The organism is Polaromonas jejuensis NBRC 106434, assembly GCF_001598235.1.
Lineage (GTDB): Bacteria > Pseudomonadota > Gammaproteobacteria > Burkholderiales > Burkholderiaceae_C > Polaromonas > Polaromonas jejuensis.
In genome coordinates this window covers 84,701-107,404 of sequence record NZ_BCYO01000006.1, presented here as the reverse complement: position 1 = coordinate 107,404, position 22,704 = coordinate 84,701, and the positions used below count along the sequence as shown (strand labels likewise).

Here is a 22,704-nt window from a genome sequence, read left to right as displayed (position 1 = left end):
AAGCTAATGCAGGTGTCCGAGCCGGCCATCTTTTTTCCATGGCGCTGCCCGTTCAGGCAGGCTTTAAAGGGGGACCGAGACATGATCAAAATTGGAATTGTGGATGACCACGCCATTGTGCGTTCGGGACTCAAGCAGTTCTTCTCCGATCAGGTGGATTTTCGGGTTGTCGGCGAGGCCGGCAGCGGCCGCGAGGCGATCGACCTGGTCCGCAATGTCGAGCTGGATATTTTGGTGATGGACCTCTCCATGCCCGGACAGAGCGGAATCGATGCGCTGGCCATGATCCGCGCCAAAGCCCCTGATGTGGGTATTCTCATTTTGAGCGGCTATCCGGAAGAGCATTACGCGGTCAACATGATTCGCCAGGGCGCCAGCGGTTACCTGAACAAGGAATGCGACCCTTCGGAGATTGTGGATGCGATTCGCGTGATCTCGCTTGGCAAGCGTTACATCACGCCGGCGGTGGCCGAGTTGCTGGCGCAACAATTGAACCGGCCCAATGACATGGCCTCCCATGAGCAATTGTCTGAACGGGAGTTTCAGGTTTTCCTCAAGTTGGCCAAGGGCGAGACGGCGGGCGACATCGCGAAAGCGCTTTCGCTGAGCGTGAAAACCGTCAGTACCTACCGAACCCGCGTGATGGAAAAAATGAGTCTTGCGTCCAACAGCGATCTCACCTATTACGCGCTTAAAAACAAGCTGATTGATTGACGTCAACCGGCGCTGCCGCTCTGCTGGATGCAATAGTCCACCAGGGCGTCAATCTCATTGGATTTGTCGAACACGGCGTCGACGCCCAGTTGTGCACAACGCCGGCGAATGTCCGCCGTGGCGTAGTTGCTGAGCACCACGACCTTCTGCCTGGGGGGGCGGTCACGGCAGGCGCCCAATACCCCCAGCCCGCTTCCCTGCTTCAGAAACAGATCAACGATCGCCAAATCCCAGCCATCCCGGTTTTCGGTCAGCCAGGCTTTGCCCTCGTTCTCGGTCTCTGCGGTTCCCACGGCGTTGATGCAGGCCAATTCTTCAAGCGTACCAATCAGATTTTCACGGATGGTGGGGTTATCTTCGACGATGTAAGTTTTCAGTCTCACTGCTCAGGATCCAATTAGGGGCGGGCTTTCGGAAGATGACGAAAGGCCTAACAATACGAATACGGCACGCCTTGTTTCCTAATGTATCTTGCCTGGAACTTAATTCTGCCAGTGACGACGGCCAGTGCCTGTAGGCGGCCTCCTACGCGAGCGCTTGCGCACGCCGCCGCACGGCCCTCTTTAGCGGCGGGCAGGCGGCAGCTTCAGGGTTTGTCGATGCTGTGCGCCTGATCACGGACCCGTCGAGGGGTGGGCGCCGCAAACGGCGCACGCGGTGTCTCGCGCCAGCTGCATTTCGGTCCATTCCATGCCCCGGCCATCCAGCATCATCAGCCGTCCGGTCAGCGTTTGACCGATGCCGCAGAGCAGCTTCAAGGCCTCGGCTGCCTGCGTGCTGCCCACGATGCCGACCAAGGGGGCAAAGACGCCCATGGTGGCGCAGCGGGTTTCTTCCAGCTGGTCCGATTCCGGGAAAACACAGGCGTAGCAGGGCGACTGCGCGCTGCGCGGATCATAGACGGCCACCTGTCCGTCGAAGCGAATGGCGGCGCCTGAGACCAGCGGCTTGCGGTGCTTGACGCAGGCGCGGTTGATGGCGTGGCGTGTGGCAAAGTTGTCGGTGCAGTCCAGGACGAGGTCGGCCTCGCCGACCAGCTTGTCAAGCAGGGCCGCATCGGCACGTTCCGTCACCGGAATGACCGTGACATCCGGGTTGATGGCGGCAATCGATTGCCGCACGGAATCTGCCTTGAACTCGCCGATGCGCGCCAGCGTGTGGGCAATTTGCCGCTGCAGGTTGGTGGCATCCACGCGATCGTGATCGACGATGGTGATGCGCCCGACGCCGGCACTGCCAAGGTACAAAGCCACCGGCGATCCCAGCCCGCCCGCGCCAACAATCAGCACGTGCGCGGCGAGGAGTTTTGCCTGACCCTCAATGCCCAGTTCGTCGAGCAGGATGTGCCGGGAATAGCGGAGCAGCTGTTCGTCGTTCATGGAAAGAGGCCGGTCAAATACGCAACTGCCCAGTCAGGGCCAGGCGCGAGGCAGGCCGGGGTCAGGCGGTGCAGGAGAAGACCGGCCCGACCTCAGTTCGGCCCTAGTTTTCTTTTTTCTCGTTCTTGGGTTCCACCACAGCGGTCTTGCTGACCAGCACCGGCCGGCCCTTGAGCTGGTTGATGGCCTGCGCCAGCTGGAAGTCCTTGTCGCTGCCCAGTTCGGGGGGGCGGCGCTGCTCAGGTGTCTTCTTGGCCTCTTCTTCCAGCCGCTTGAGGGCCGCTTCGCGGGCCTTTTCCCGGCCTTCGTCCTTGACTTCAGCGCCCTGGCCGCTGTTGAGGTGTTTCTCGAGATCGGCTTCGCGGGTACGCAGGGCGGCGAACGGGCTGCCTTCCGCGGTTTCGTCCACCATCACGTCGGGAACAATCCCGCGTGCCTGGATCGACTTGCCGCTGGGGGTGTAATAACGCGCCGTGGTGAGCTTGAGGCCCGTGTCGGGGCCCAGCGGGCGAACGGTTTGCACCGAGCCCTTGCCGAAGGTCTGGTTGCCCATGATGGTGGCGCGCTTGTAGTCCTGGAGCGCCCCCGCGACGATTTCGCTGGCCGAGGCAGAACCCTCATTCACCAGCACCACCAGCGGCACGCTCTTCAGGGCGGCGGGCAGGCGCTTGAGCGGGTCCACACCGTTGCGGCGCTGGTAGAACTCCGGCGAAGCCTTGTAGGTGAATTTGCTTTCAGCCAGCTGGCCGTTGGTCGAAACCACGGTCACGTCTTCAGGCAAAAAGGCGGCCGATACGGCCACGGCCGCATCCAGCAAGCCACCGGGGTCGTTGCGCAGGTCCAGCACCAGCCCCTTGAGGTGGGGCTCCTGCTTGTAAATCTGTTCCAGCTTGGTGACGAAATCGTCCACCGTGCGTTCCTGGAACTGGCTCAGCCGGATCCAGGCATAGCCGGGCTCGACCACCTTGCTGCGAACCGATTGCGTGCGAATTTCCTCGCGCACGATGGTCACCGGGAAGGTGCGGTTTTCATCCTTGCGGAAAATGGTCAGCAGTACCTTGGTCTTGGGTTCGCCGCGCATCTTCTTGACGGCGTCGTTGAGGCTCAGGCCCTTGACCGCTGTGTCATCGATTTTGGTGATCAGGTCATTCGGCTTGAGGCCGGCGCGGTCGGCGGGTGAGCCTTCAATCGGGGAAACCACCTTGACCAGCCCGTCTTCCTGGCTGATTTCGATGCCGACGCCGACAAAGCGCCCGGTGGTGCCTTCGCGGAATTCCTTGTAGGACTTCTTGTCGAAGTACATCGAGTGCGGATCCAGGCTGGCCACCATGCCTGAAATGGCATCCGTGATGAGTTTTTTCTCATCCACCGGTTCGACATAGTCGGTCTTGACCATGCCGAAAACGGCGGCGAGCTGTTGCAACTCCTCCAGGGGCAGGGGGGCCAAGCCGGCGCGCGCGACCGCTTGCAGTTGTACCGTGGTGAGGGCCCCTGCCACGGCGCCGATTGAAATCCAGCCTGCTATCTTGAGCTTCTGACCCATAAAAAAACCTTCGTAAGCCTGTTAAGGAGCCTTGCCCCTCTATATCTGGGAGCAATATACACCTTGGAGAAAGGCCCCACGCCGCAGTTCCGTTGCCAGCGTCTTGCCGGGCCTCAAAAGTGCCTGAATGGCCGGTTTTTACAGGACTTTTACACACAAAACCGCGCCGGATGCCCGTGAACGCTTCAGGCCCTGCCTTGCGCGCCCACCGCCGCTGCTGCCTTGGCGGCCGCTTCGCTGTCGCCCAGATAGTAGTGGCGCAGGGGCTGGAGATCGGCGTTCAGCTCATACACCAGCGGAATGCCGTTGGGAATATTGAGCCCCACGATGTCGCTGTCCGAGATGTTGTCCAGGTATTTCACCAGCGCGCGTATGGAGTTGCCATGAGCCGCCACCACAATGCGTTTGCCGGCCTTGATGGCGGGTGCCATGGATTCGTTCCAGAAGGGCAGCACGCGGGCCACGGTGTCTTTCAGGCATTCGGTCAGGGGCACCTGTTCGGCCGGCAGTTTCGCGTATCGCGGGTCGCCGCGTTCGCTGCGCTCGTCATCGGCGGCCAAGGGCGGCGGCGGCGTGTCGTAGCTGCGGCGCCAGACCAGCACCTGGTCATCGCCATACTTTTTGGCGGTTTCGGCCTTGTTCAGCCCCTGCAGGGCACCGTAATGCCGTTCATTGAGCCGCCAGCTGTGCACCACCGGCAGCCAGGTGCGGTCCATCTCGTCCAGCACATGCCAGAGGGTGCGGGTGGCGCGCTTGAGCACGCTGGTGTAGGCCACGTCGAAGTCATAGCCTTCGTCCGTCAGCAACTGGCCGGCGTTCTTGGCCTGGGCTATGCCGGTTTCCGTGAGATCGACATCGGTCCAGCCCGTGAAGCGGTTTTCAAGGTTCCAGGTCGATTCGCCGTGGCGGATGAGCACGAGTTTGTACATGGTGGAGCGGGTAGGAATGGGTGAAATGGAAGGGAAAGAGGTGGGGGTAAGCGGCGGCCGCAAGGCGGCAACCTCCCTCCATTCTAAAATCACGCCTTAGGTGAAAAACATACACAAAGGTACAACGTGAAATTTCTGATTGATAACTGGATGCTGATTGCCATCGCACTCGCCTCGGGCGGCATGCTGGTTTGGCCCATGATTTCGAGCGGCCTGAATGCCGGCGCGCTGAGCGCCAGCGGCGCCGTGCAGTTGATCAACCGCGAAAAAGCCGTGGTGGTGGATGTGAGAGAGGCCGACGAATACGCGGCGGGCCACGTCAGCGGCGCCAAGCACCTGCCCCTGAGCGAGCTGGAGGCCAAGCTGCCCGGGCTGGTGAAAAACAAGGCCTTGCCCCTGATTCTGGTGTGCGCCAGCGGTGCGCGTGCCAGCCGCGCCGTCGCGATTGCCCAAAAACTCGGTTACGCGCAGGCCCAATCGCTGGGCGGCGGACTCAAAGCCTGGAAAGACGCTAATCTTCCCGTCGAGAAAGCCTGAAACGGCTGAAAGTCGCCAACAGCCCTGGGGCCGCCAGATACTTCTGGTTCGCACCGGGGCCTGGCCCCGATTCACCCCACTGACTGCCCGGCATTGGCCGGCACGACCCGAAAAACCCATGCAACCCGTCAAGATTTACACCACCGGAACCTGCCCCTATTGCATTCACGCCAAACAGCTGCTCAAGGCCCGTGGCGTGACCGAGCTGGACGAAATCCGTGTCGACATGACGCCTGATGAGCGTCAAAAGATGATGACCATCACCGGCCGGCGCACGGTGCCGCAAATCTTCATCGGCGACACGCATGTCGGCGGCTGCGATGACCTGGTGGCGCTGGACGGCCGCGGCGGCCTGATGCCGCTGCTCAACGGCGGCTGAGCCCCTTCCTGTTTGGGCGATTCCCTCAGGAAAAAGCTGGCCTCTCGGCCGGCCGCAGCGAGGGGACGCGCCTGGCATGGAGCCGCCTGATTTGCCTGACATAATGCCCCGTTGCCTGACGGTGCACGCCGCGGGCACTCGCCCTTTCTTTCCGATTTTCTAGAACCGAAAGCACACCATGGCTGAAGCCAATCTTGACCCCGTATTCCAGATCCAGCGCGTCTACCTCAAGGACCTGTCGCTGGAGCAACCCAATTCGCCCGAAATCCTCCTGAACCAGGAGCAGCCTGGCGTGGACATTCAGCTCGGTGTCGATGCCACCCCGGTGGCCGATGGCCTCTTTGAAATCACGGTGACGGCGACGGTGCATACCAAGATTGCCGACAAGACGGTGTTTCTGGTGGAAGCCAAGCAGGCCGGCATTTTCGAAATCCGCAACATGCCGACGGAACAGATAGGCGCGATTCTGGGCATCGCCTGCCCGCAAATCGTCTACCCCTACCTGCGCAGCAATGTGGCCGACGTGGTTCAGCGCGCTGGTTTCCCACCAGTGCACCTGGCCGAAATCAACTTCCAGGCCATGTACGAACAGCAGCAGACTGAAGCGGCGGCCGCCGCGGCCGCCACGCCCGAAGCGCCGCAAATCATCGTTTAACGAATTGCTCTTGAAAGCGCCACCCGGACCCAGCGGCTTGATGTCATGAAAATTCTGGTGATTGGAGCCGGCGCCTGGGGCACGGCGCTGGCTGTCAATGCGGCAGGTGTCGCCGCGCATCACGCACCCCGGCATCAGGTGACGCTGTGGGCGCGCGATAGGGGGCTGGTTCAAGCCCTGCAGGCCGAGCGCGCCAACCAGCGCTACCTGCCTGGCGTGGCTTTTCCCGAGGCCTTGCAGTTGCAGGGCGGCGAGGCCACCCTGCCCCAAGCGCTCATTGGACAAGACCTCATCATCCTGGCCACGCCGGTGTCAGCGGCGCGCGGCCTGTTGCAAAGCCTGCAACATGTCAAGGTGCCGGTGGCCTGGCTGAGCAAGGGCTTTGAAGCGCCCCTGGCTAGCTCGGCTGCCGCGTCTGCGTCCTCGAATTCACAGCCATTCGGGCTGATGGTCCATGAAATACGGGCTCAGGTGGCTATCAATTTGAGAGCGGGCGTGCTCAGCGGCCCCAGCTTCGCCCTCGAGGTGGCGCGCGGCCAGCCAACGGCGCTGGTGGCCGCCAGCGAACACGCCGAAGTGCGTGAGGCGCTGGTCCAGGCTTTTCACAGTTCCACCCTGCGGGTCTACGCCAACGACGACATCGTGGGCGTCGAGGTCGGCGGCGCCGTCAAGAACGTGCTGGCGATTGCCACGGGCCTGTGCGACGGCCTGCAGCTGGGGCTCAATGCCCGCGCGGCCCTCATCACGCGCGGTCTCGCCGAAATGACACGGCTGGGCGTTGCCCTGGGTGCCCGCGCCGAAACCTTCACCGGCCTGTCGGGCCTGGGCGACCTGGTGCTGACCGCCACCGGCGACCTGAGCCGCAACCGCAAGGTCGGCTTGCTGCTGGCCCAAGGCAAGACGCTGGCCGAAGCGGTCGAATCGCTGGGCCATGTGGCCGAAGGCGTTTATTGCGCCCGCACAGTGGTGCAGCGCGCCGCCAGCCTGGGTGTGGAGATGCCCATCGCGCAGAGCGTGGTGGCGTTGCTGGACGGCCGGATATTGCCCGCGCAGGCCGTTGCCCTGCTCATGGGCCGTGACCCCACCGCCGAGCTGAATTAGCGCTGGCCGGGTTGGCGGCCTTGCCGTGATGGCGTGGGTTGAGCCCGGCCCGCTACTTTCGCAAAACAATGCTTAGCAGCAGCGAGGAGTCCCGCACGGCCGTCAATCCATACTGAACACCGCCCGCCAGCCAGAGCAACTGGCCCGCCCGCATCAGCTGGGTCTGTCCGCCGGCCGTGAATTCAAACTCTCCTTCCAGGCACTGAACCGTGATTTCGCCCTTGACCTGGTGCGAGGGCACGGTTTTGCCGGCGGGCACGATCAGCCGCATGACTTCAAGCTCACCGGTTTTGAACAGGGCGACCGTTCTTGCTTCGGTGAGTTTGTCTACCAGGGGATAAACGTCAATGAGTTGCCCCGATGCGGCATGTGGAATGGCCATGATGGAACTCCATGAAAGCGGCGGCTATGTCTGAGAGGCTTTATACCCCAAGGGTCAAAAGCCGGGCAAGCGCCCAACTCCCGCAGGCCAGGGCCGCGTCAATGCATGGGCCGGAAAATTTCGATGAAACAGGCCTCAAGCCCAGATCGTGCGGGCATATGAAGCTATTAAAAGATGAGTGGGTACGATCCCGACCATCTCTGAGTGGGGTCAGATTTCCAGGTTGTCGATCAGCCGGGTGTTGCCCAGCTTGGCCGCGCCCAGCACGACCAGCGGCTGGGCCGCCAGCGGGCCTTGCGGCGGCATCAGGTCGGCGCGGCGTCGCACGGTCAGGTAGTCGGGCTTCCAGCCGCGGCGTGCCAGCGCCTGCATGGCCTGGGCTTCCAGGGCCGGCAGGTCGGGTGTGGACGTGGCGCGAGCCGCCTCGCCGAGCCCCTTCAGCGCCAGCGAGAGCTGCACGGCTTCCAGCCGCTCGGCTTCGCTCAGGTAGCCGTTGCGCGAGGACAGTGCCAGGCCGTCTGCGGCGCGCTGGGTTTCGCCGGCCAGGATGTCTATGGGCAGGGCAAACTGCTGCACCAGGCGGCGCACCACCATGACCTGCTGGTAGTCTTTTTTGCCGAAGGCCGCCACGCCCGAGGGCATGCCGGCGAACACGCAGGAAAAGAGTTTCATCACCACGGTGCTCACACCGATGAAAAAACCGGGTCGGAAGTGGCCTTCCAGAATGTCGCTCAGGTCGGTCGCGGGATGGACCTTGAAGGTTTGCGGCTCGGGGTAGAGGTCTTTTTCGCGCGGCGCAAACACCAGGTCGCAGCCGGCGGCTTCCAGGCGGGCGGCATCCGCATCCAGCGTGCGCGGGTAGCTGTCAAAGTCTTCGTGCGGTGCGAACTGCAGGCGGTTCACAAAAATGCTGGAGACGGTGACGTCGCCCAGCGGCTTGGCCTGTTTGACCAGCGCAATGTGGCCGTCGTGCAGATTGCCCATGGTGGGCACAAAGGCCGGGCGCTTGTAGCCGCTGAGCTGCTGGCGCAGGTCGGCGATGGTGTGAACGATGTGCATCTTGTTTCCTTCTTAGGGGCCGCTGGCCGCGCGACGGGCAGGCGTGCCGGCGGCGCGGGGTTTACCAGGCGTGGGTGGCGTTCACCGGAAAGCTGCCGTCCTTGACGGCGCGGACATAGGCTTCCATGGCGCCGCGCACGCTTGCGCTCTTGTTGTCATCGCCCTCCATGAAGTTGCGCACGAACTTGGGCATTTTCCCCAAATTCATGCCCAGCATGTCGTGCAGCACCAGCACCTGGCCGGCCGTGCCCTGGCCCGCGCCTATGCCTATGGTGGAGCAGTGCGTCAGCTGCTGGGTCAGCTCGGCCGACAGCGCCGCCGGCACCATTTCCAGCACCATCATGGACGCGCCGGCGTCCTGCAGCGCAATCGCTTCGCGCCGCAGCTGGGCGGCGGATTCGTCGGTCTTGCCCTGCACGCGGTAGCCGCCCAGCGCATGCACGGTTTGCGGCGTCAGGCCCAGGTGGGCGCAGACCGGAATGCCGCGCTCGACCAGAAAGCGCACCGTCTCTGTCGTCCAGCCGCCGCCTTCGAGCTTGACCATGTGGGCGCCGGCCTGCATCAGTACCACGGCGCTGCGCAGGGCCTGCTCTTTCGACTCGTGGTAGCTGCCAAAGGGCAGGTCGCCGATCAGCCAGGCCGTGGCGTGCGCGCGGCGCAGGCCACGGGCCACACACTCGGTGTGATGCCGCATGGTCTCCAGCGTCACGCCGACGGTGCTGCTCAAACCTTGGCAGACCATGCCCAGCGAGTCGCCGACCAGGATGCATTCCACGCCGGCGGCATCGGCCACGGCCGCAAAGGTCGCGTCGTAGGCGGTGAGCATGGTGATTTTTTCGCCCTGCGCATGCATTTCGCGCAGGCGCGGCAGGCTCATGGGCTTGCGCGCCGAGGGCGTGGCGGCAGGCGGCAGCGTGCCGTAAGGCGTGGCGCCGGGCGGGGCTGTGGAAACGTTGGTTGAGCTCATGGTTCCATCCGAAGTGATAGCGGGTCTGGCTGGCCGGGGCCGCGCTTTCCAGCCGCGGCCACAGCCGGACGATACACCTGTCCTCAGCGGGCGTCAGGTGCCGCGCGGCGCATGCCCAGGCGCTCGATCAAGTGCAGGTCGGCGTCGGTGTCGGGGTTGCCGGTGGTCAGCAGCTTGTCGCCGTAAAAAATCGAGTTGGCACCGGCCAGGAAGCACAGCGCCTGCACGCCGTCGCCCATTTGCTGGCGGCCGGCCGACAGGCGGACCCGGGCCTTGGGCATGGTGATGCGGGCCACGGCAATGGTGCGCACGAACTCAAACGGATCGAGGTCGGCCTGATTCGCCAGCGGCGTGCCTTCGACCTTGACCAGGTTGTTGATGGGCACCGACTCGGGGTAGGGCGTGAGGTTGGCCAGCTCGGCCACCAGGCCGGCGCGCTGGCGCCGTGTTTCGCCCAGGCCCACGATGCCGCCGCAGCAAACCTTGACGCCGACGTTGCGCACGCGCGCCAGCGTGTCGAGCCGGTCCTGGTAGTCGCGCGTGGTGATGATGTCGCCGTAAAAGTCGGGCGCGGTGTCGAGGTTGTGGTTGTAATAGTCCAGGCCGGCGCTTTGCAGGGTCTGGGCGTGGCTGTCTTCCAGCATGCCCAGCGTGGCGCAGGCTTCCAGGCCCAGGCCCTTGACGGTGCGGATCAGTTCGGCGACTTTTTCAATGTCGCGGTCTTTCGGCGAACGCCAGGCCGCGCCCATGCAAAAACGCGTGGCGCCGGCGTCCTTGGCACGCTGGGCGGCCGCCAGCACTTCCTCGGGCTCCATCAGCTTGCTGGCTTCCACGCCGGTGTCATAGCGCGCCGCCTGCGGGCAGTAGCCGCAGTCTTCGGCGCAGCCACCGGTCTTGATCGACAGCAGGGTGGCGAATTCCACCAGCGTCGGGTCGAAGTTTTCGCGGTGCACGGTTTGGGCGCGGTGCATTAGTTCGGGAAAGGGCAGGTTGAACAGGGCTTCGATCGCGTCGATGCTCCAGCGCTCGGCCTCAGGCCTGCCGGCTTTTGCCTCGGCGGGGCGGGGGCGGTGCAGCGTGACGACTTGTTCTACAGGGGTGGACATTTTGGGCTTTCCTTCAGGAAAATGGATTTCGGAGTCTAGCGGAGGCGGCGTTGGCAACGGGTTTAGCGCAAGGTCTTGGCCAGGGTGGTCAAGGTTTCAATCAGCAGGTCGACATCGGCCTCGGTGTGCGCGGCCGACAGCGCGATGCGCAGGCGGGCCGTGCCCTCGGGCACCGTGGGCGGGCGAATCGCCGGCACCCAGATGTCCCGCTCGCGCAGGCCTTGCATGGCGGCCAGTGCCTTGTCGTTGGGGCCGATCAGCAGCGGCTGGATGGCGGTATGCGATTCCGACAGCTGCCAGCCGCTGCCCTGCAGGCCGGCCGTCAAGCCGCTGCGCAGGCGCGCAATCAGCTGGTTCAGGTGAGTCCGGCGCCATTCGTCCTGCGCAATCACGCGCAGGCTGGCGCTGAGGGCGCTGGCCAGCAGCGCGGGCGCGGCGGTGGCAAAAATATAGCTGCGGGTTTTTTGCAGCAGCCACTCCACCAGCGCGTCGTCGCCGGCCACAAAGGCACCGGCCGCACCGGCCGCCTTGCTCAGCGTGGCCATGTAGAGCACGCGGCGCGAGGCCTGGGCGCCATACAGCCCGGCCTCGGCCAGGCTGCCGCGGCCTTGCGGGCCCTTGACGCCAAAGCCGTGCGCGTCATCCAGCAGCAGCAGGGCGTCGTGCCGCTCGCACAGGGCCAGCAGGGCGGGAATGTCGGCGCAGGTGCCATCCATGCTGAAGACGGCATCGCTGATGACCAGTTTGCGGCGGGCGCTGCTGTGCGCCAGTTCGTGGTCCAACGCGGCCAGGTCAAGGTGCGCGTAGCGGTGAATCTGCGCGCGCGAGAGCCGGGCGCCATCGATCAGGCAGGCATGGTTCAGCGCATCCGAGAAGATCGCGTCACCGGCGCCCATCAGCGCCGGGATGATGCCGACATTGGTGGAAAAGCCTGCGTAAAAGTACAGCGCGCGCGGCAGGCCCACAAAGGCGGCCAATTCCTGCTCCAGCGCTTCGTTGGCGGCACTGTGGCCGCTCACCAGCGGCGAGCCGCCCGAGCCCACGCCAAAAGCCTGGGCGCCGGCGCAGGCCGCCTGCACCAGCTCGGGGTGCTGGGACAGGCCCAGGTAATCATTGCTGCAAAAGGCCAGCATGCTGCGCCCGTCGACCTTGAGGCGTGCGCCGCCGTCGGGTGTGACCACGGCGCGGCGGCGGCGCAGGTGGGCGTGGTCCAGTTCTTTGATGCGCACCGGGAAGTCGTCTAGCCAGGAGTTTGTCATTGCCATGTCTGTGGAAGGTTGAAGGTCAGTGCGCGCGGGTCGGGCGTGGACTGGTAGGGAATAGTGGCCAGCAGCGGGGCTTGCAGCTTTTGCCGCAAAAAGGCAATATTGTCTTCCTGTGCCAGCATGGAGGCATCCACATGGTTGGCGACCCAGCCGGCCAGCGTGAGTCCGCGCGCGCGAATCGCTTCGGCGGTCAGCAGGGCGTGGTTCAGGCAGCCGAGCCGCAAGCCTACCACCAGCAGCACCGGCAGATCGAGAGCCTGTGCCAGGTCGGCGCCGGTCTCGGTTGCAGAGAGGGGGACGAGAAAGCCGCCTGCGCCTTCCACCACCACCGCATCGGCCAGTGTCGTCAGCGCGCGCTGGCAGGCGACCAGATGGCCGATGTCAATCTGCACACCGGCGCGCGCGGCGGCGATGTGCGGCGACACCGGGTCGGGCAGCAGCACCGGGTTGTCGAGTTCGGGCGGCACGCTGCAGGTGGCGGCTGCGCGCAGGGCGAGCACGTCCTCATTGGCCTGCACGCCGTTGATCAGTTCCGTGCCGGCCGCCACGGGCTTCATGCCCACCACGCGGGCATGGTGCTTTGCCAGAGCATGCAGCAGGGCGGTGCTGACCAGCGTTTTGCCCACGCCGGTGTCGGTGCCGGTGACGAAAATGGACAGTGCCTTGGGCCGGGCGTCAGTCACGGGCATCGCCTTTGTCGGCCAGCGTGGCCTGCAGCGCGGCCAGTGCGCCTTGCGCCAGATGGGCGGCCGTTTCCGCATCCAGGACGTAGGGCGGCATGGCATACAGGGTGTTGCCGATCGGGCGCAAGACGACCCCTTGCGCCATCGCCTGCCGCGCGTAGCGGCTGGCAAACCCGGGCTGCGGCTTGGTGCCGTCAAAGCCTTCGTCGATGTCCCAGGCCCAGATCATGCCCTGCCGGCGCGCATGGCGCACCGAGGGATGTTGCGTCAGCGGCGCAAAGGCCTGGTCCAGCCGCTGCGCCAGTGCGGCGTTGTGCGCCAGTACGTCGCTTTGTTCAAACAGCTCCAGCGTGGCCAGTGCGGCGCGGCAGGCCAGCGGGTTGCCGGTGTAGGAATGCGAGTGCAGAAAGCCGCGTGCCACCTCGTCGTCGTAAAACGCCTGGTAGACCGCATCGGTGGTCAGCACGGCCGACAGCGGCAGGGTGCCGCCGGTCAGCCCTTTGGAGAGGCAAATGAAGTCGGGCCGGATGCCGGCCTGCTGGTGCGCAAACATCGTGCCGGTGCGGCCAAAGCCGGTGGCGATTTCATCGGCAATCAGGTGCACCTCGTAGCGCTCGCACAGCGCGCGCGCCTCGCGCAGGTAGGCGGCGTCATGCATGGCCATGCCGGCAGCGCACTGCACCAGGGGCTCGACGATGAGGGCGGCGGTGCTGGCGTGGTGCTGCTCCAGCCAGCTTTGCAGGCCTGCGGCCGCATGGTGTGCCACGTCTACAGCGCTTTCGCTTGGCTGCGCGCCGCGTGCATCGGGGCTCGGCACGGTGGCGGCCAGCCGCACCAGCGGTGCGTAGGCCTCCCGAAAAATGGCGATGTCGGTGACGGCCAGCGCGCCCACGGTTTCGCCGTGGTAGCCGCCGGCCAGGCCGACAAAGCGGCATTTTTCGGGGCGGCCCGTGTTGCGCCAGTAATGCGCGCTCATCTTCAGGGCAATTTCGGTGGCCGAGGCGCCGTCGCTGGCGTAAAACGCATGGCCCAGACCGGTCAAGGCGCCCAGCCGCTCGGACAGTTCCACCACGGGCGCATGCGTAAAGCCGGCCAGCATGACGTGATCGAGTTGCTCCAGCTGGTCGCGCAGCGCCGCCTTGATGTGCGGATGGCCGTGGCCAAACAGGTTGACCCACCAGGAACTGATGCCGTCGAGGTAGCGCCGGCCCTCAAAGTCATACAGCCACACGCCTTCGGCTTTGGCGATGGGCACCAGGGGCAGCGTCTCGTGCCGCTTCATTTGTGTGCAGGGGTGCCACACATGCTGCAGGCTGCGCTGGATCAGCGAGGGGTTGTCCATGGGGATCCCGTTTTAAAAAGGGCGGTAATGCCCGGGTGCGCGGGTGGCGCTGCGGGGCAATCAGGCCATTTGCACCGGAATCGTCGAGCGCTCTTCCTTGATGCGGTTGTCCGGGTTGACGAACACCAGCTTGGGTGCGAAACCCGCCACTTCTTTTTCTTCCACCTGGGCAAAGGCCGCAATGATGACCAGGTCGCCCACCGCCGCACGCCGTGCCGCCGAGCCATTGACCGAGATGATGCGGCTGCCGCGTTCGGCGCGGATGGCGTAGGTGATGAAGCGTTCGCCGTTGTTGATGTTCCAGATATGCACCTGCTCGTTTTCGCCCAGGTTGGCGGCATCCAGCAGGTCTTCGTCGATGGCGCAGGAGCCTTCGTAGTTGAGCTCGCAATGGGTGACGGCGGCGCGGTGGATTTTGGATTTGAGCAGGGTTCTGAACATGGTAGGAAGGGTAAAGCCAGCGACCAAAGACGGCGCAAAATGTGTTGATAAGCCACCGCGCCGCAGTGCCCATCGTCATGGAGCGGTAACATTTGGGCAGGCGGCCAAGGATTCTTAATTATTAATTAGTTTAATGCACTCCCGTGTGCGAGCTTTTCTTTGAATTGTTTATGACAAAAGCATTTGATTTTTCGGCACAGGCTGTTGAACAGCTGGCCAGGGCAGACGTGGCGCGTGCGCTGGCAGAGGATGTGGGCAGTGGCGATTTGACGGCCGCCCTGATTGACCCGGTCCGCCAGGCGCGCGCCCGGGTGCTGGCCCGCGAAAGCGCCGTGCTGTGCGGCAGTGCGTGGGCCGAGGCGGCCTTCAGGCAGCTCGATCCGCAGGCCAGGCTGGTCTGGCATATGAAGGACGGCGAGCGTTGCGAAGCCAACCAGGTGGTGTTCGAGGTGTCGGCCCAGGCCCAGGCCCTGCTATCGGCCGAGCGCACTGCGCTGAATTTTTTACAACTTTTAAGTGCTGTTGCAACCAAAACGGCAACTTATGTCGCTGTTGTGGCGGGTACCCGCGCCAGGATCGTCGATACCCGCAAGACGCTGCCTGGCCTGCGCCTGGCGCAAAAATATGCGGTTCGCACCGGTGGCGGCACCAACCACCGGGTCGGTCTGTATGACGCGGTGCTGATCAAGGAAAACCACATCGCCGCCGCCGGCGGCATTGCGCAGGTCATGCAGCAGGCGGCGCAACTGGCCGCGAAGGCCGACTTTGTGGAGATCGAGGTGGAAAACCTCGACGAACTGCAGCAGGCGCTGGAGGCGGGTGCCCGCATGGTGCTGCTGGACAACATGGACCTGGCGATGCTGCGCGAGGCCGTGCGCATCAACCAGGGGCGGGCGATTCTGGAAATTTCGGGTGGCGTGACGCTGGACGGCCTGCGTGCGCTGGCCGAAACCGGCGTTGACCGCATCTCCATCGGCACGCTGACCAAGGATGTGCGGGCGATTGATTTCTCGATGCGTTTTGACGCTCAACCAGGAGCCCTGTGATGGCCACCATCAGCGTTGACTATGAGCAGCCCCAGGCCGGCGTCCCGGGCGAATCCTCAGCCTGCAGCACGCGCCATGCCTGGGCGCGCGTGCCGGCCGAGCCCGCGCCGGTCGAGCGGCTTGCCTTGAAAGAGCGCATCCGCGGCCTGCTTAAAAGCCGCAACGCCGTCATGGTGTCGCACTACTATGTCCATCCCGATTTGCAGGACTTGGCCGAAGAGACCGGTGGCCTGGTATCGGATTCGCTGGAAATGGCGCGTTTTGGCCGCGACCACGCGGCACAAACGCTGGTCGTTTCCGGCGTGCGCTTCATGGGCGAGACGGCCAAAATCCTGTCGCCCGAAAAGCGCGTGCTGATGCCCGATCTGGACGCCACCTGCTCGCTGGACCTGGGCTGCCCGGCCGATGAGTTCAGCGCTTTTTGCGACGCCCACCCCGACCGCACCGTGGTGGTCTATGCCAACACCAGCGCCGCGGTGAAGGCGCGCGCCGACTGGCTCGTCACCTCCAGCTGCGCGCTGGACATCGTGCGCGCCCTCAAAGAGCAGGGCCAGAAGATATTGTGGGCGCCCGACCGGCACCTGGGCGGCTACATCCAGCGCGAAACCGGCGCCGACATGGTGTTCTGGAACGGCGCCTGCATCGTGCATGACGAGTTCAAGGCCTTCGAACTGGAAGCCCTGAAAAAAGAACATCCCAAGGCCAGGGTGCTGGTGCACCCCGAGTCACCGGCGGACGTGGTGGCGCTGGCCGATGCGGTGGGTTCAACCTCGGCCATCCTGAAGGCCGCGCGCGAGATGGACGCGCCCGAATTCATCGTCGCCACCGACAGCGGCATGATGCACAAGCTGCGCACGCTCAACCCCGGCAAGCTGTTTATCGAAGCGCCCACGGCGGGCAACAGCGCCACCTGCAAGAGCTGCGCGCACTGCCCGTGGATGGCCATGAACGGGTTGGCCGGGCTGGCGCAGGTGCTGGAAACCGGCGCCAATGAAGTCCATGTCGACCCGGCGCTGGGCCTGCGCGCGCGCTTGCCGATTGACCGCATGCTGGCTTTCACCGCCGCGATCAGGAATGGCCAGCCCACGACCGGCCTGGTGCCGCACATCGGCGCGGCCTGAGGCGTTTGCCCTGGTCCACGGCGCAAGCCGTGGATGCTATCAATAAGATAGCTGTCGCGCTTGTCGGACAAGCGCTGGCGGCTCTCTTTTAACAAAGGGGGCGGCTTGCGATTCGTCGCGGGTGCGCAGCTTGATGGCGGGTTCATCCAAAGCCGACGTTCAACGTTGTTCATGCTGGGTGACGCTTGCATCCTGGGTATATTTAGGACTAAACTGGTTCTATATAAAGCGAAAGCCCACGGCGATGTTGAGACTGAGCAAGCTGACCGATTACGGCACCGTGATCATGACCCACATGGCGCGGCAGCCGGCCCGCGTCTACAGCGCCGCCGAGGTGGCCACCGCGATCGGCGTGCCGGTCCCCACGGCGAGCAAGGTCCTGAAGACGCTGGCACGGGAAAACCTGCTGCAGTCGCTGCGCGGCGCCCACGGCGGTTACCTGCTGTCGCGGCCGCCGGATGAGATCTCCATCGCCCAGGTCATCGACGCGATGGAAGGGCCGGTCGGCGTGACCGAGTGCAGCGCCGCCCTTGGCCTGTGTGCGCAGGAGGGCTCGTGTTCGCTGCGGGCCAACTGGCAGCGCGTCAACCAGGTCATTCACCACGTGCTGAGCGACCTCACGCTGGCGGACATGGCGCAACCGGTGTTTCAGCCAGTGGACGTAGTCGCGCTGGTGGGCCCGGCAGCAAGGCGTGCCGGGGTGAGACGGTAGCAGGCACCCGGTCGCAACAGGAGCAACAGGAGCAACAGGAGAAGGCAATGGCAAGCTCTACAGTCCAACTCGACGAACTGATCAGCCAGGACTACAAACACGGCTTCTACACCGCCGTAGAGACGGACACGGTGCCGCGCGGGCTCTCCGAAGACGTGATCCGCCTGATCTCGGCCAAAAAGGGCGAACCGGACTTCATGCTCGAATGGCGTCTGCGGGCCTATCGCCACTGGCTGACGATCACCGAACCGCACTGGGCCACGGTGCGCCACCCGCCCATCGACTACCAGGAGATCGCCTACTATTCCGCGCCGAAGTCGCGCAAGGACGGGCCGCAAAGCCTGGACGAGGTCGACCCGGAACTGCGGCGGACCTACGAGAAGCTCGGCGTGCCGCTCGAGGAGCGCGCGCTGCTCGCCGGCGTGGCGGTGGACGCGGTGTTCGACAGCGTGTCCGTGGCGACCACCTTCAAGGAGAAGCTGGGCGAACTGGGCATTGTGTTCTGCTCGTTTTCCGAGGCCGTGCAACAGCACCCCGACCTGGTGCGGCAATACCTCGGCTCGGTCGTGCCCTACACCGACAACTTCTTCGCCACGCTCAACTCGGCGGTGTTCAGCGACGGCTCGTTCTGTTACATCCCGCCGGGGGTGCGTTGCCCCATGGAGCTGTCCACCTACTTCCGCATCAACGCCAGGAACACCGGCCAGTTCGAGCGCACGCTGATCATCGCCGACGAGGGCGCCTACGTGAGCTACCTCGAAGGCTGCACCGCGCCGATGCGCGACGAGAACCAGCTGCACGCCGCGGTGGTCGAGCTGATCGCACTGGAAGGCGCGCAAATCAAGTACGCGACGGTGCAGAACTGGTACCCCGGCGACAAGGAGGGCAAGGGCGGCATCTACAACTTCGTCACCAAGCGCGGCGATTGCCGCGGCGCCAACTCGAAGATTTCCTGGACCCAGGTGGAGACCGGCTCGGCCATCACCTGGAAATACCCCAGCGTGATCCTGCAGGGAGACAACGCGGTCGGCGAGTTCTACTCGGTGGCGCTGACCAACCACTATCAGCAAGCCGACACCGGCACCAAGATGATCCACCTCGGGAAGAACACCCGCAGCACCATTCTTTCCAAGGGGATCTCGGCCGGCCACGGCCAGAACGCCTACCGCGGACGGGTGTTGGTGGCCAAAGGCGCTGCCGGTGCACGCAACTACACGCAGTGCGACTCGCTGCTGCTGGGCGACCGGTGCGCGGCCCACACCTTCCCCTACATCGAAGTGAAAAACCCGACCGCCCGTGTCGAGCACGAAGCCTCCACTTCGCGCATCGGCGAGGACCAGTTGTTCTACTGCCAGAGCCGCGGCCTCTCGCCGGAAGATGCGGTGTCGATGATCGTCAACGGCTTCTGCAAGGCGGTGTTCAAGGAATTGCCGATGGAATTCGCGGTGGAAGCGCAGAAGCTGCTGGGCGTGAGCCTGGAAGACAGCATCGGTTGATAGCGGTTGTTATGAGGACAGACCATGCTCGAGATCAGAAACCTGCATGTCAGCGTCGACGACAAGCCCATCCTGCGCGGCATCGACCTCACGATCCGGGCGGGCGAGGTGCACGCCATCATGGGGCCGAACGGCTCGGGCAAGAGCACGCTGGCCCATGTGCTGGCCGGGCGCGACAACTACGCGGTGACCGCCGGCGAGGTGCGCTACGAGGGCCGGAACCTGCTCGACCTGCCGCCTGAAGAGCGGGCGCGGAACGGCATCTTTCTGGCCTTCCAGTACCCGGTGGAGATCCCCGGGGTCGCCAACATCTATCTGCTGAAGGCGGCGGTCAATGCGCGGCGCTTGCACCGCGGCGAGCCTGAGCTGGACGCGGTGGACTTCCTCGCGCTGGTGAAGGGCAAACTCCAGCTGATGGGCATGGACACGAGCCTGCTCTACCGCGCGGTCAACGAGGGTTTCTCTGGCGGCGAGAAGAAACGCAACGAGATCCTGCAGATGGCCGTGCTGGAGCCAAAGCTCGCCATCCTCGACGAGACCGATTCGGGACTGGACATCGACGCGCTCCAGGTCGTCGCGGGCGGCATCAGCGCCATGCGCAGTCCGGAGCGGGCCATCGTGCTGGTGACCCACTACCAGCGCCTGCTCAACTACATCGTGCCGGACCATGTGCACGTGCTGTCGCAGGGCCGCATCGCGCTCTCCGGTGGGCGGGAGCTGGCGCTGGAACTGGAAAAACACGGTTACGGCTGGATCGAGGCCGAGGCCAGCCACCAGGCGGGAGTGGTTACATGAACACCATCACGGCCGATTTCTACCGCGACGAATTCGCCCGCCTCAGAGCGTCACTGCCTGGCGGGCGCCTGCCATGGCTGCAGCGTACGCGTGAAGCGGGGCTGGCGTCGTTTGCCGACACCGGCTTTCCGACGCTGCGCCAGGAGGACTGGAAGTACACCAGCGTCGCCGCCATCGAGAAAGGCCGTTTTGTGCTGGCTGCGCTGGCACCGTCGGCGCCCGACGGTGTCACGGCGCAGCAGATCGAAGGCTGGAGCCTGCCTGACACGCACCGGCTGGTGTTCGTGAACGGCCACTATCAGCCGCGCTGGTCGCGCATAGCACCGCTGCCCGCGGGCGTCACGCTGGCCAGCCTCGCCGAGCTGCTGGAACGCGAGCCCGAGCGCCTGGAAAGCTTGCTGGGGCCGACGCCGGACGCCTACCCGTCCGCTTACCCGTCCGCCTTCGCGGCGCTGAACGCGGCCTTCATGACCGACGGCGCCTATGTCCATCTGGCCGCCGGCGTGGCGCTCGACACGACTATCCACCTGCTGTTCGTCGCCACCGAAGCGGGCCTGGCGATGCAGACGCGCAACCTCGTGGTGGCCGACGCCGGCAGCCGCGCCAGCCTGGTCGAACACCATGTGGCCGTCGGCGACGGCGCCTACTTCACCAATGTGATCACCGACCTCGTGGCCGGGCGCGACGCCGCGATCGAGCACCACAAGCTGCAGCAGGAGAGCCTCAAGGCATTCCACGTCGCTGCAGTGAATGCAGACCAGCAGCATGGCAGCTGCTTGACCTCGCGCTCGTTCGCGCTGGGCGGCGGCCTGGCGCGGATCGACATCCGCGTCGGACTCAATGCCGAGCGCACCGAGTGCGCGCTCGACGGGCTGTACATGACCGACGGCCGCCAGCATATCGACCACCACACGCGCATCGACCATGCCCAGCCGCACGGCACCAGCCGCGAGTTCTACAAGGGCGTGCTGGCCGGCGCCTCCCGCGCGGTGTTCAACGGCAAGGTGATCGTGCATGCCGATGCGCAGCACAGCGACGCCTGCCAGACCAACCGCAACCTGCTGCTGTCGGACAACGCCGAAGTCGATACCAAACCGCAACTGGAGATCTACGCCGACGACGTGAAATGCAGCCACGGCGCTACCGTCGGCCAGCTCGACCCCGAGCAGATCTTTTACCTGCGCTCGCGCGGCGTGGACGATGCGTCGGCGCGCGCGCTGCTCACCTTTGCCTTCGCCGAGGAGGTGATAGCCCGGGTGAGCATTGCGCCGCTGCGGGCGCGGCTGGAGAAGCTGCTGCTGGGGCGCCTGCCCGAGCGGGTGAAGGAACTGTTATGAACGACCGAATCATCGAGTCGACAGCACGCGCCAGCGCGCCCGAGACCAAACGGGCGGTGGCGCGGCTGCGGCAGGATTTCCCCATCCTGCACCGGACCGTGCATGGCAAGCCCCTGGTCTACCTGGACAACGCGGCCACCAGCCAGAAGCCTCAGTGCGTGATCGAGTGCGAGGCGCGCTACTACGCCCAACTGAACGCCAACATCCACCGCGGCGTGCACAGCCTGAGCCAGCAGGCGACCGAGGCCTACGAAGCCGCGCGCGACACCGTGCGGCGCTTCATCCATACGGAACGCCGCGAGGAAATCGTGTTCGTGCGCGGCACCACCGAGGCGATCAACCTGGTGGCGACGAGCTATGGGCAAGGCCTGCGGCCCGGCGACGAGATACTGATCACGGAGATGGAGCACCACTCCAACATCGTGCCGTGGCAGCTGCTGTGCGAGCGCAGCGGCGCGGTGCTGCGCGTCGCGCCCATCGACGACGCCGGCGAGCTGCGCCTGGACGCGTTCGAGCGTCTGCTGGGCCCGGCAACGCGCCTCGTCGCGCTCACGCACCTGTCGAACGCGCTGGGCACCATCAACCCGGTGAAGCGCCTCGTCGCGCTCGCCCATGCGGCGGGGGCGGTGGTGCTGGTCGATGGCGCCCAGGCGGTCGCCCACCTGCCGGTCGACGTGCAGGAACTCGACTGTGATTTCTATGCCTTCTCCGGCCACAAGCTCTATGGGCCGACCGGCATCGGCGTGCTCTACGGCAAGGCGGCGCTGCTGGACGCCATGCCGCCCTGGCAAGGCGGCGGCGACATGATCCGCGAGGTCACCTTCGCCCGCACGAGCTACAACGACCTGCCGTACAAGTTCGAGGCCGGCACCCCCCATATCGCGGGCGGCATAGCCCTGGGGGCGGCGATCGACTATGTGGGCATGGTGGGTTTGCCTGCCATCGCCGCCCACGAACACGCGCTGCTGGCGTACGCCACCGAACAGGCGGCCGGGATGGCCGGCCTGCGCCTCATCGGCACAGCCCGGGACAAGGCGAGCATCCTGTCGTTCACCGTGGAGGGCGTGCACCCGCACGATGTCGGCACCATCCTCGACGACGAGGGGGTGGCGGTGCGCACCGGCCACCATTGCGCGATGCCGGTGATGGCGCACTTCGGCGTGCCCGCCACGGTGCGCGCCTCGTTCGCCCTCTACAACACGGTCGAGGAGGTGGATGTGCTGCTGCGCGCGATCCGCAGGGCGCAGGAGGTATTTGGCTGATGTCTGACTTGCGCGATCTCTACCAGGAACTCATCGTTGACCATTACCGCCACCCGCACAATTTCGGGCCGCTGGCGGGGGCCAACCGCCGCGCCGAGGGTTTCAACCCGCTGTGCGGCGACCGGCTGACGCTTGCCCTCAAGGTGGTGGACGGCGTGATCGAAGACGCCCGCTTCGAAGGCTCGGGCTGCGCCATATCGACCGCCTCGGCGTCGCTGATGACCGACGCCCTCAAGGGCAAGACCGAAGCGCAGGCCCTGACCCTGTTCGCCGGCTTTCACGCGCTGGTGGCGGGCGGCGGCGACTCGCCGCCTGCGGTCGCGCTGGGCAAGCTGGAGGTGCTGGCCGGCGTGCGCGAATTCCCGGTACGGGTGAAATGCGCCACCCTGGCCTGGCATACGCTGCGCGCGGCGCTGCACGAAGCCAGCCGGCCGGTTTCGACGGAGTGAACGT

Annotated in this window: 25 protein-coding genes; 13 read left to right on the top strand and 12 right to left on the bottom strand. The window is 65.0% G+C overall.

Annotated features, from left to right (window positions below; all coding sequences use genetic code 11):
• The first annotated feature begins 81 nt into the window (after nt 1-81).
• Nucleotides 82-714, top strand: a complete 633-nt coding sequence (locus tag PJE01S_RS09460; RefSeq protein ID WP_068833429.1) for a response regulator — start codon at nt 82-84, stop codon at nt 712-714.
• 2 nt (nt 715-716) lie between these two features.
• Here the strand turns inward: PJE01S_RS09460 and PJE01S_RS09455 are convergent, their stop codons facing one another.
• From PJE01S_RS09455 to gpmA, 4 genes are all read right to left on the bottom strand, one after another.
• Nucleotides 717-1,097 (bottom strand): response regulator, encoded by a 381-nt coding sequence (locus tag PJE01S_RS09455; protein WP_068833130.1) that lies wholly within the window; start codon nt 1,095-1,097, stop codon nt 717-719.
• Nucleotides 1,098-1,328: 231 nt separating this feature from the next.
• The gene (locus PJE01S_RS09450) at nt 1,329-2,093 is read right to left on the bottom strand and encodes a HesA/MoeB/ThiF family protein (RefSeq protein ID WP_068833128.1); all 765 of its coding nucleotides are present in this window, start codon (nt 2,091-2,093) and stop codon (nt 1,329-1,331) included.
• 103 nt (nt 2,094-2,196) lie between these two features.
• Nucleotides 2,197-3,636, bottom strand: coding sequence for a S41 family peptidase (locus tag PJE01S_RS09445; protein WP_068833126.1), 1,440 nt, complete (start codon nt 3,634-3,636; stop codon nt 2,197-2,199).
• 185 nt (nt 3,637-3,821) lie between these two features.
• Nucleotides 3,822-4,565, bottom strand: coding sequence for a 2,3-diphosphoglycerate-dependent phosphoglycerate mutase (gene gpmA, locus PJE01S_RS09440; protein WP_068833124.1), 744 nt, complete (start codon nt 4,563-4,565; stop codon nt 3,822-3,824).
• A gap of 126 nt (nt 4,566-4,691) precedes the next feature.
• Between gpmA and PJE01S_RS09435 the strand changes: the two genes are divergently transcribed.
• The 4 genes from PJE01S_RS09435 (at nt 4,692) to PJE01S_RS09420 (ending at nt 7,237) form a co-directional block, all read left to right on the top strand.
• On the top strand, nt 4,692-5,102 hold the full coding sequence (locus PJE01S_RS09435; RefSeq protein ID WP_068833122.1) for a rhodanese-like domain-containing protein: 411 nt from the start codon (nt 4,692-4,694) through the stop codon (nt 5,100-5,102).
• A gap of 118 nt (nt 5,103-5,220) precedes the next feature.
• Nucleotides 5,221-5,481, top strand: a complete 261-nt coding sequence (grxC, locus tag PJE01S_RS09430) for a glutaredoxin 3 (RefSeq protein WP_068833119.1) — start codon at nt 5,221-5,223, stop codon at nt 5,479-5,481.
• 178 nt (nt 5,482-5,659) lie between these two features.
• A complete protein-coding gene (gene secB / locus PJE01S_RS09425) occupies nt 5,660-6,136 on the top strand; it encodes a protein-export chaperone SecB (RefSeq protein WP_068833117.1) in 477 nt (158 codons plus the stop codon).
• A 45-nt stretch (nt 6,137-6,181) separates the two neighbouring features.
• The gene (locus PJE01S_RS09420) at nt 6,182-7,237 is read left to right on the top strand and encodes an NAD(P)H-dependent glycerol-3-phosphate dehydrogenase (protein ID WP_068833115.1); all 1,056 of its coding nucleotides are present in this window, start codon (nt 6,182-6,184) and stop codon (nt 7,235-7,237) included.
• Between the two features lie 52 nt (nt 7,238-7,289).
• On the opposite strand, the gene PJE01S_RS09415 is transcribed toward PJE01S_RS09420, so the two are convergent.
• From PJE01S_RS09415 to panD, 8 genes are all read right to left on the bottom strand, one after another.
• The gene (locus PJE01S_RS09415; protein WP_068833113.1) at nt 7,290-7,619 is read right to left on the bottom strand and encodes a cupin domain-containing protein; all 330 of its coding nucleotides are present in this window, start codon (nt 7,617-7,619) and stop codon (nt 7,290-7,292) included.
• Nucleotides 7,620-7,829: 210 nt separating this feature from the next.
• Nucleotides 7,830-8,678: a pantoate--beta-alanine ligase gene (gene panC / locus PJE01S_RS09410; protein WP_068833111.1), complete on the bottom strand. Its 849-nt coding sequence runs from the start codon at nt 8,676-8,678 to the stop codon at nt 7,830-7,832.
• A gap of 61 nt (nt 8,679-8,739) precedes the next feature.
• Complete coding sequence (gene panB, locus PJE01S_RS09405) at nt 8,740-9,645, bottom strand: 3-methyl-2-oxobutanoate hydroxymethyltransferase (RefSeq protein ID WP_068833109.1); 906 nt, start codon at nt 9,643-9,645, stop codon at nt 8,740-8,742.
• 83 nt (nt 9,646-9,728) lie between these two features.
• On the bottom strand, nt 9,729-10,751 hold the full coding sequence (gene bioB, locus PJE01S_RS09400) for a biotin synthase BioB (RefSeq protein ID WP_245660704.1): 1,023 nt from the start codon (nt 10,749-10,751) through the stop codon (nt 9,729-9,731).
• Between the two features lie 62 nt (nt 10,752-10,813).
• Nucleotides 10,814-12,010: an 8-amino-7-oxononanoate synthase gene (gene bioF, locus PJE01S_RS09395; RefSeq protein ID WP_068833107.1), complete on the bottom strand. Its 1,197-nt coding sequence runs from the start codon at nt 12,008-12,010 to the stop codon at nt 10,814-10,816.
• Entirely contained in the window at nt 12,007-12,699 is a 693-nt protein-coding gene (bioD, locus tag PJE01S_RS09390) for a dethiobiotin synthase (RefSeq protein ID WP_377372009.1), read from the bottom strand. The genes bioF and bioD overlap by 4 nt, the downstream gene beginning before the upstream one ends.
• Complete coding sequence (locus tag PJE01S_RS09385) at nt 12,692-14,041, bottom strand: adenosylmethionine--8-amino-7-oxononanoate transaminase (RefSeq protein ID WP_068833103.1); 1,350 nt, start codon at nt 14,039-14,041, stop codon at nt 12,692-12,694. Before PJE01S_RS09385 ends, bioD begins: the two co-directional genes overlap by 8 nt.
• Before the next feature lie 60 nt (nt 14,042-14,101).
• Nucleotides 14,102-14,482 carry an aspartate 1-decarboxylase gene (panD, locus tag PJE01S_RS09380; protein ID WP_068833101.1) on the bottom strand — a complete coding sequence of 127 codons (381 nt, stop codon included), beginning with the start codon at nt 14,480-14,482 and terminating at the stop codon, nt 14,102-14,104.
• A gap of 170 nt (nt 14,483-14,652) precedes the next feature.
• Here panD and nadC point away from each other — a divergent pair, with 170 nt between their 5' ends.
• From nadC to sufU, 8 genes are all read left to right on the top strand, one after another.
• Nucleotides 14,653-15,528, top strand: coding sequence for a carboxylating nicotinate-nucleotide diphosphorylase (gene nadC / locus PJE01S_RS09375; protein ID WP_068833423.1), 876 nt, complete (start codon nt 14,653-14,655; stop codon nt 15,526-15,528).
• Entirely contained in the window at nt 15,528-16,649 is a 1,122-nt protein-coding gene (gene nadA, locus PJE01S_RS09370; protein ID WP_068833099.1) for a quinolinate synthase NadA, read from the top strand. Before nadC ends, nadA begins: the two co-directional genes overlap by 1 nt.
• Nucleotides 16,650-16,893: 244 nt before the next feature.
• Nucleotides 16,894-17,361 (top strand): SUF system Fe-S cluster assembly regulator, encoded by a 468-nt coding sequence (locus tag PJE01S_RS09365; RefSeq protein WP_068833097.1) that lies wholly within the window; start codon nt 16,894-16,896, stop codon nt 17,359-17,361.
• 47 nt (nt 17,362-17,408) lie between these two features.
• Nucleotides 17,409-18,857 carry a Fe-S cluster assembly protein SufB gene (gene sufB, locus PJE01S_RS09360; protein ID WP_068833095.1) on the top strand — a complete coding sequence of 483 codons (1,449 nt, stop codon included), beginning with the start codon at nt 17,409-17,411 and terminating at the stop codon, nt 18,855-18,857.
• Between the two features lie 24 nt (nt 18,858-18,881).
• Complete coding sequence (gene sufC / locus PJE01S_RS09355) at nt 18,882-19,652, top strand: Fe-S cluster assembly ATPase SufC (protein ID WP_068833093.1); 771 nt, start codon at nt 18,882-18,884, stop codon at nt 19,650-19,652.
• Nucleotides 19,649-20,989 carry a Fe-S cluster assembly protein SufD gene (gene sufD, locus PJE01S_RS09350; RefSeq protein WP_068833091.1) on the top strand — a complete coding sequence of 447 codons (1,341 nt, stop codon included), beginning with the start codon at nt 19,649-19,651 and terminating at the stop codon, nt 20,987-20,989. Before sufC ends, sufD begins: the two co-directional genes overlap by 4 nt.
• Complete coding sequence (locus tag PJE01S_RS09345) at nt 20,986-22,251, top strand: cysteine desulfurase (protein WP_068833089.1); 1,266 nt, start codon at nt 20,986-20,988, stop codon at nt 22,249-22,251. The genes sufD and PJE01S_RS09345 overlap by 4 nt, the downstream gene beginning before the upstream one ends.
• Nucleotides 22,251-22,700 (top strand): Fe-S cluster assembly sulfur transfer protein SufU, encoded by a 450-nt coding sequence (gene sufU, locus PJE01S_RS09340; RefSeq protein WP_068833087.1) that lies wholly within the window; start codon nt 22,251-22,253, stop codon nt 22,698-22,700. The genes PJE01S_RS09345 and sufU overlap by 1 nt, the downstream gene beginning before the upstream one ends.
• Nucleotides 22,701-22,704 lie beyond the last annotated feature (4 nt).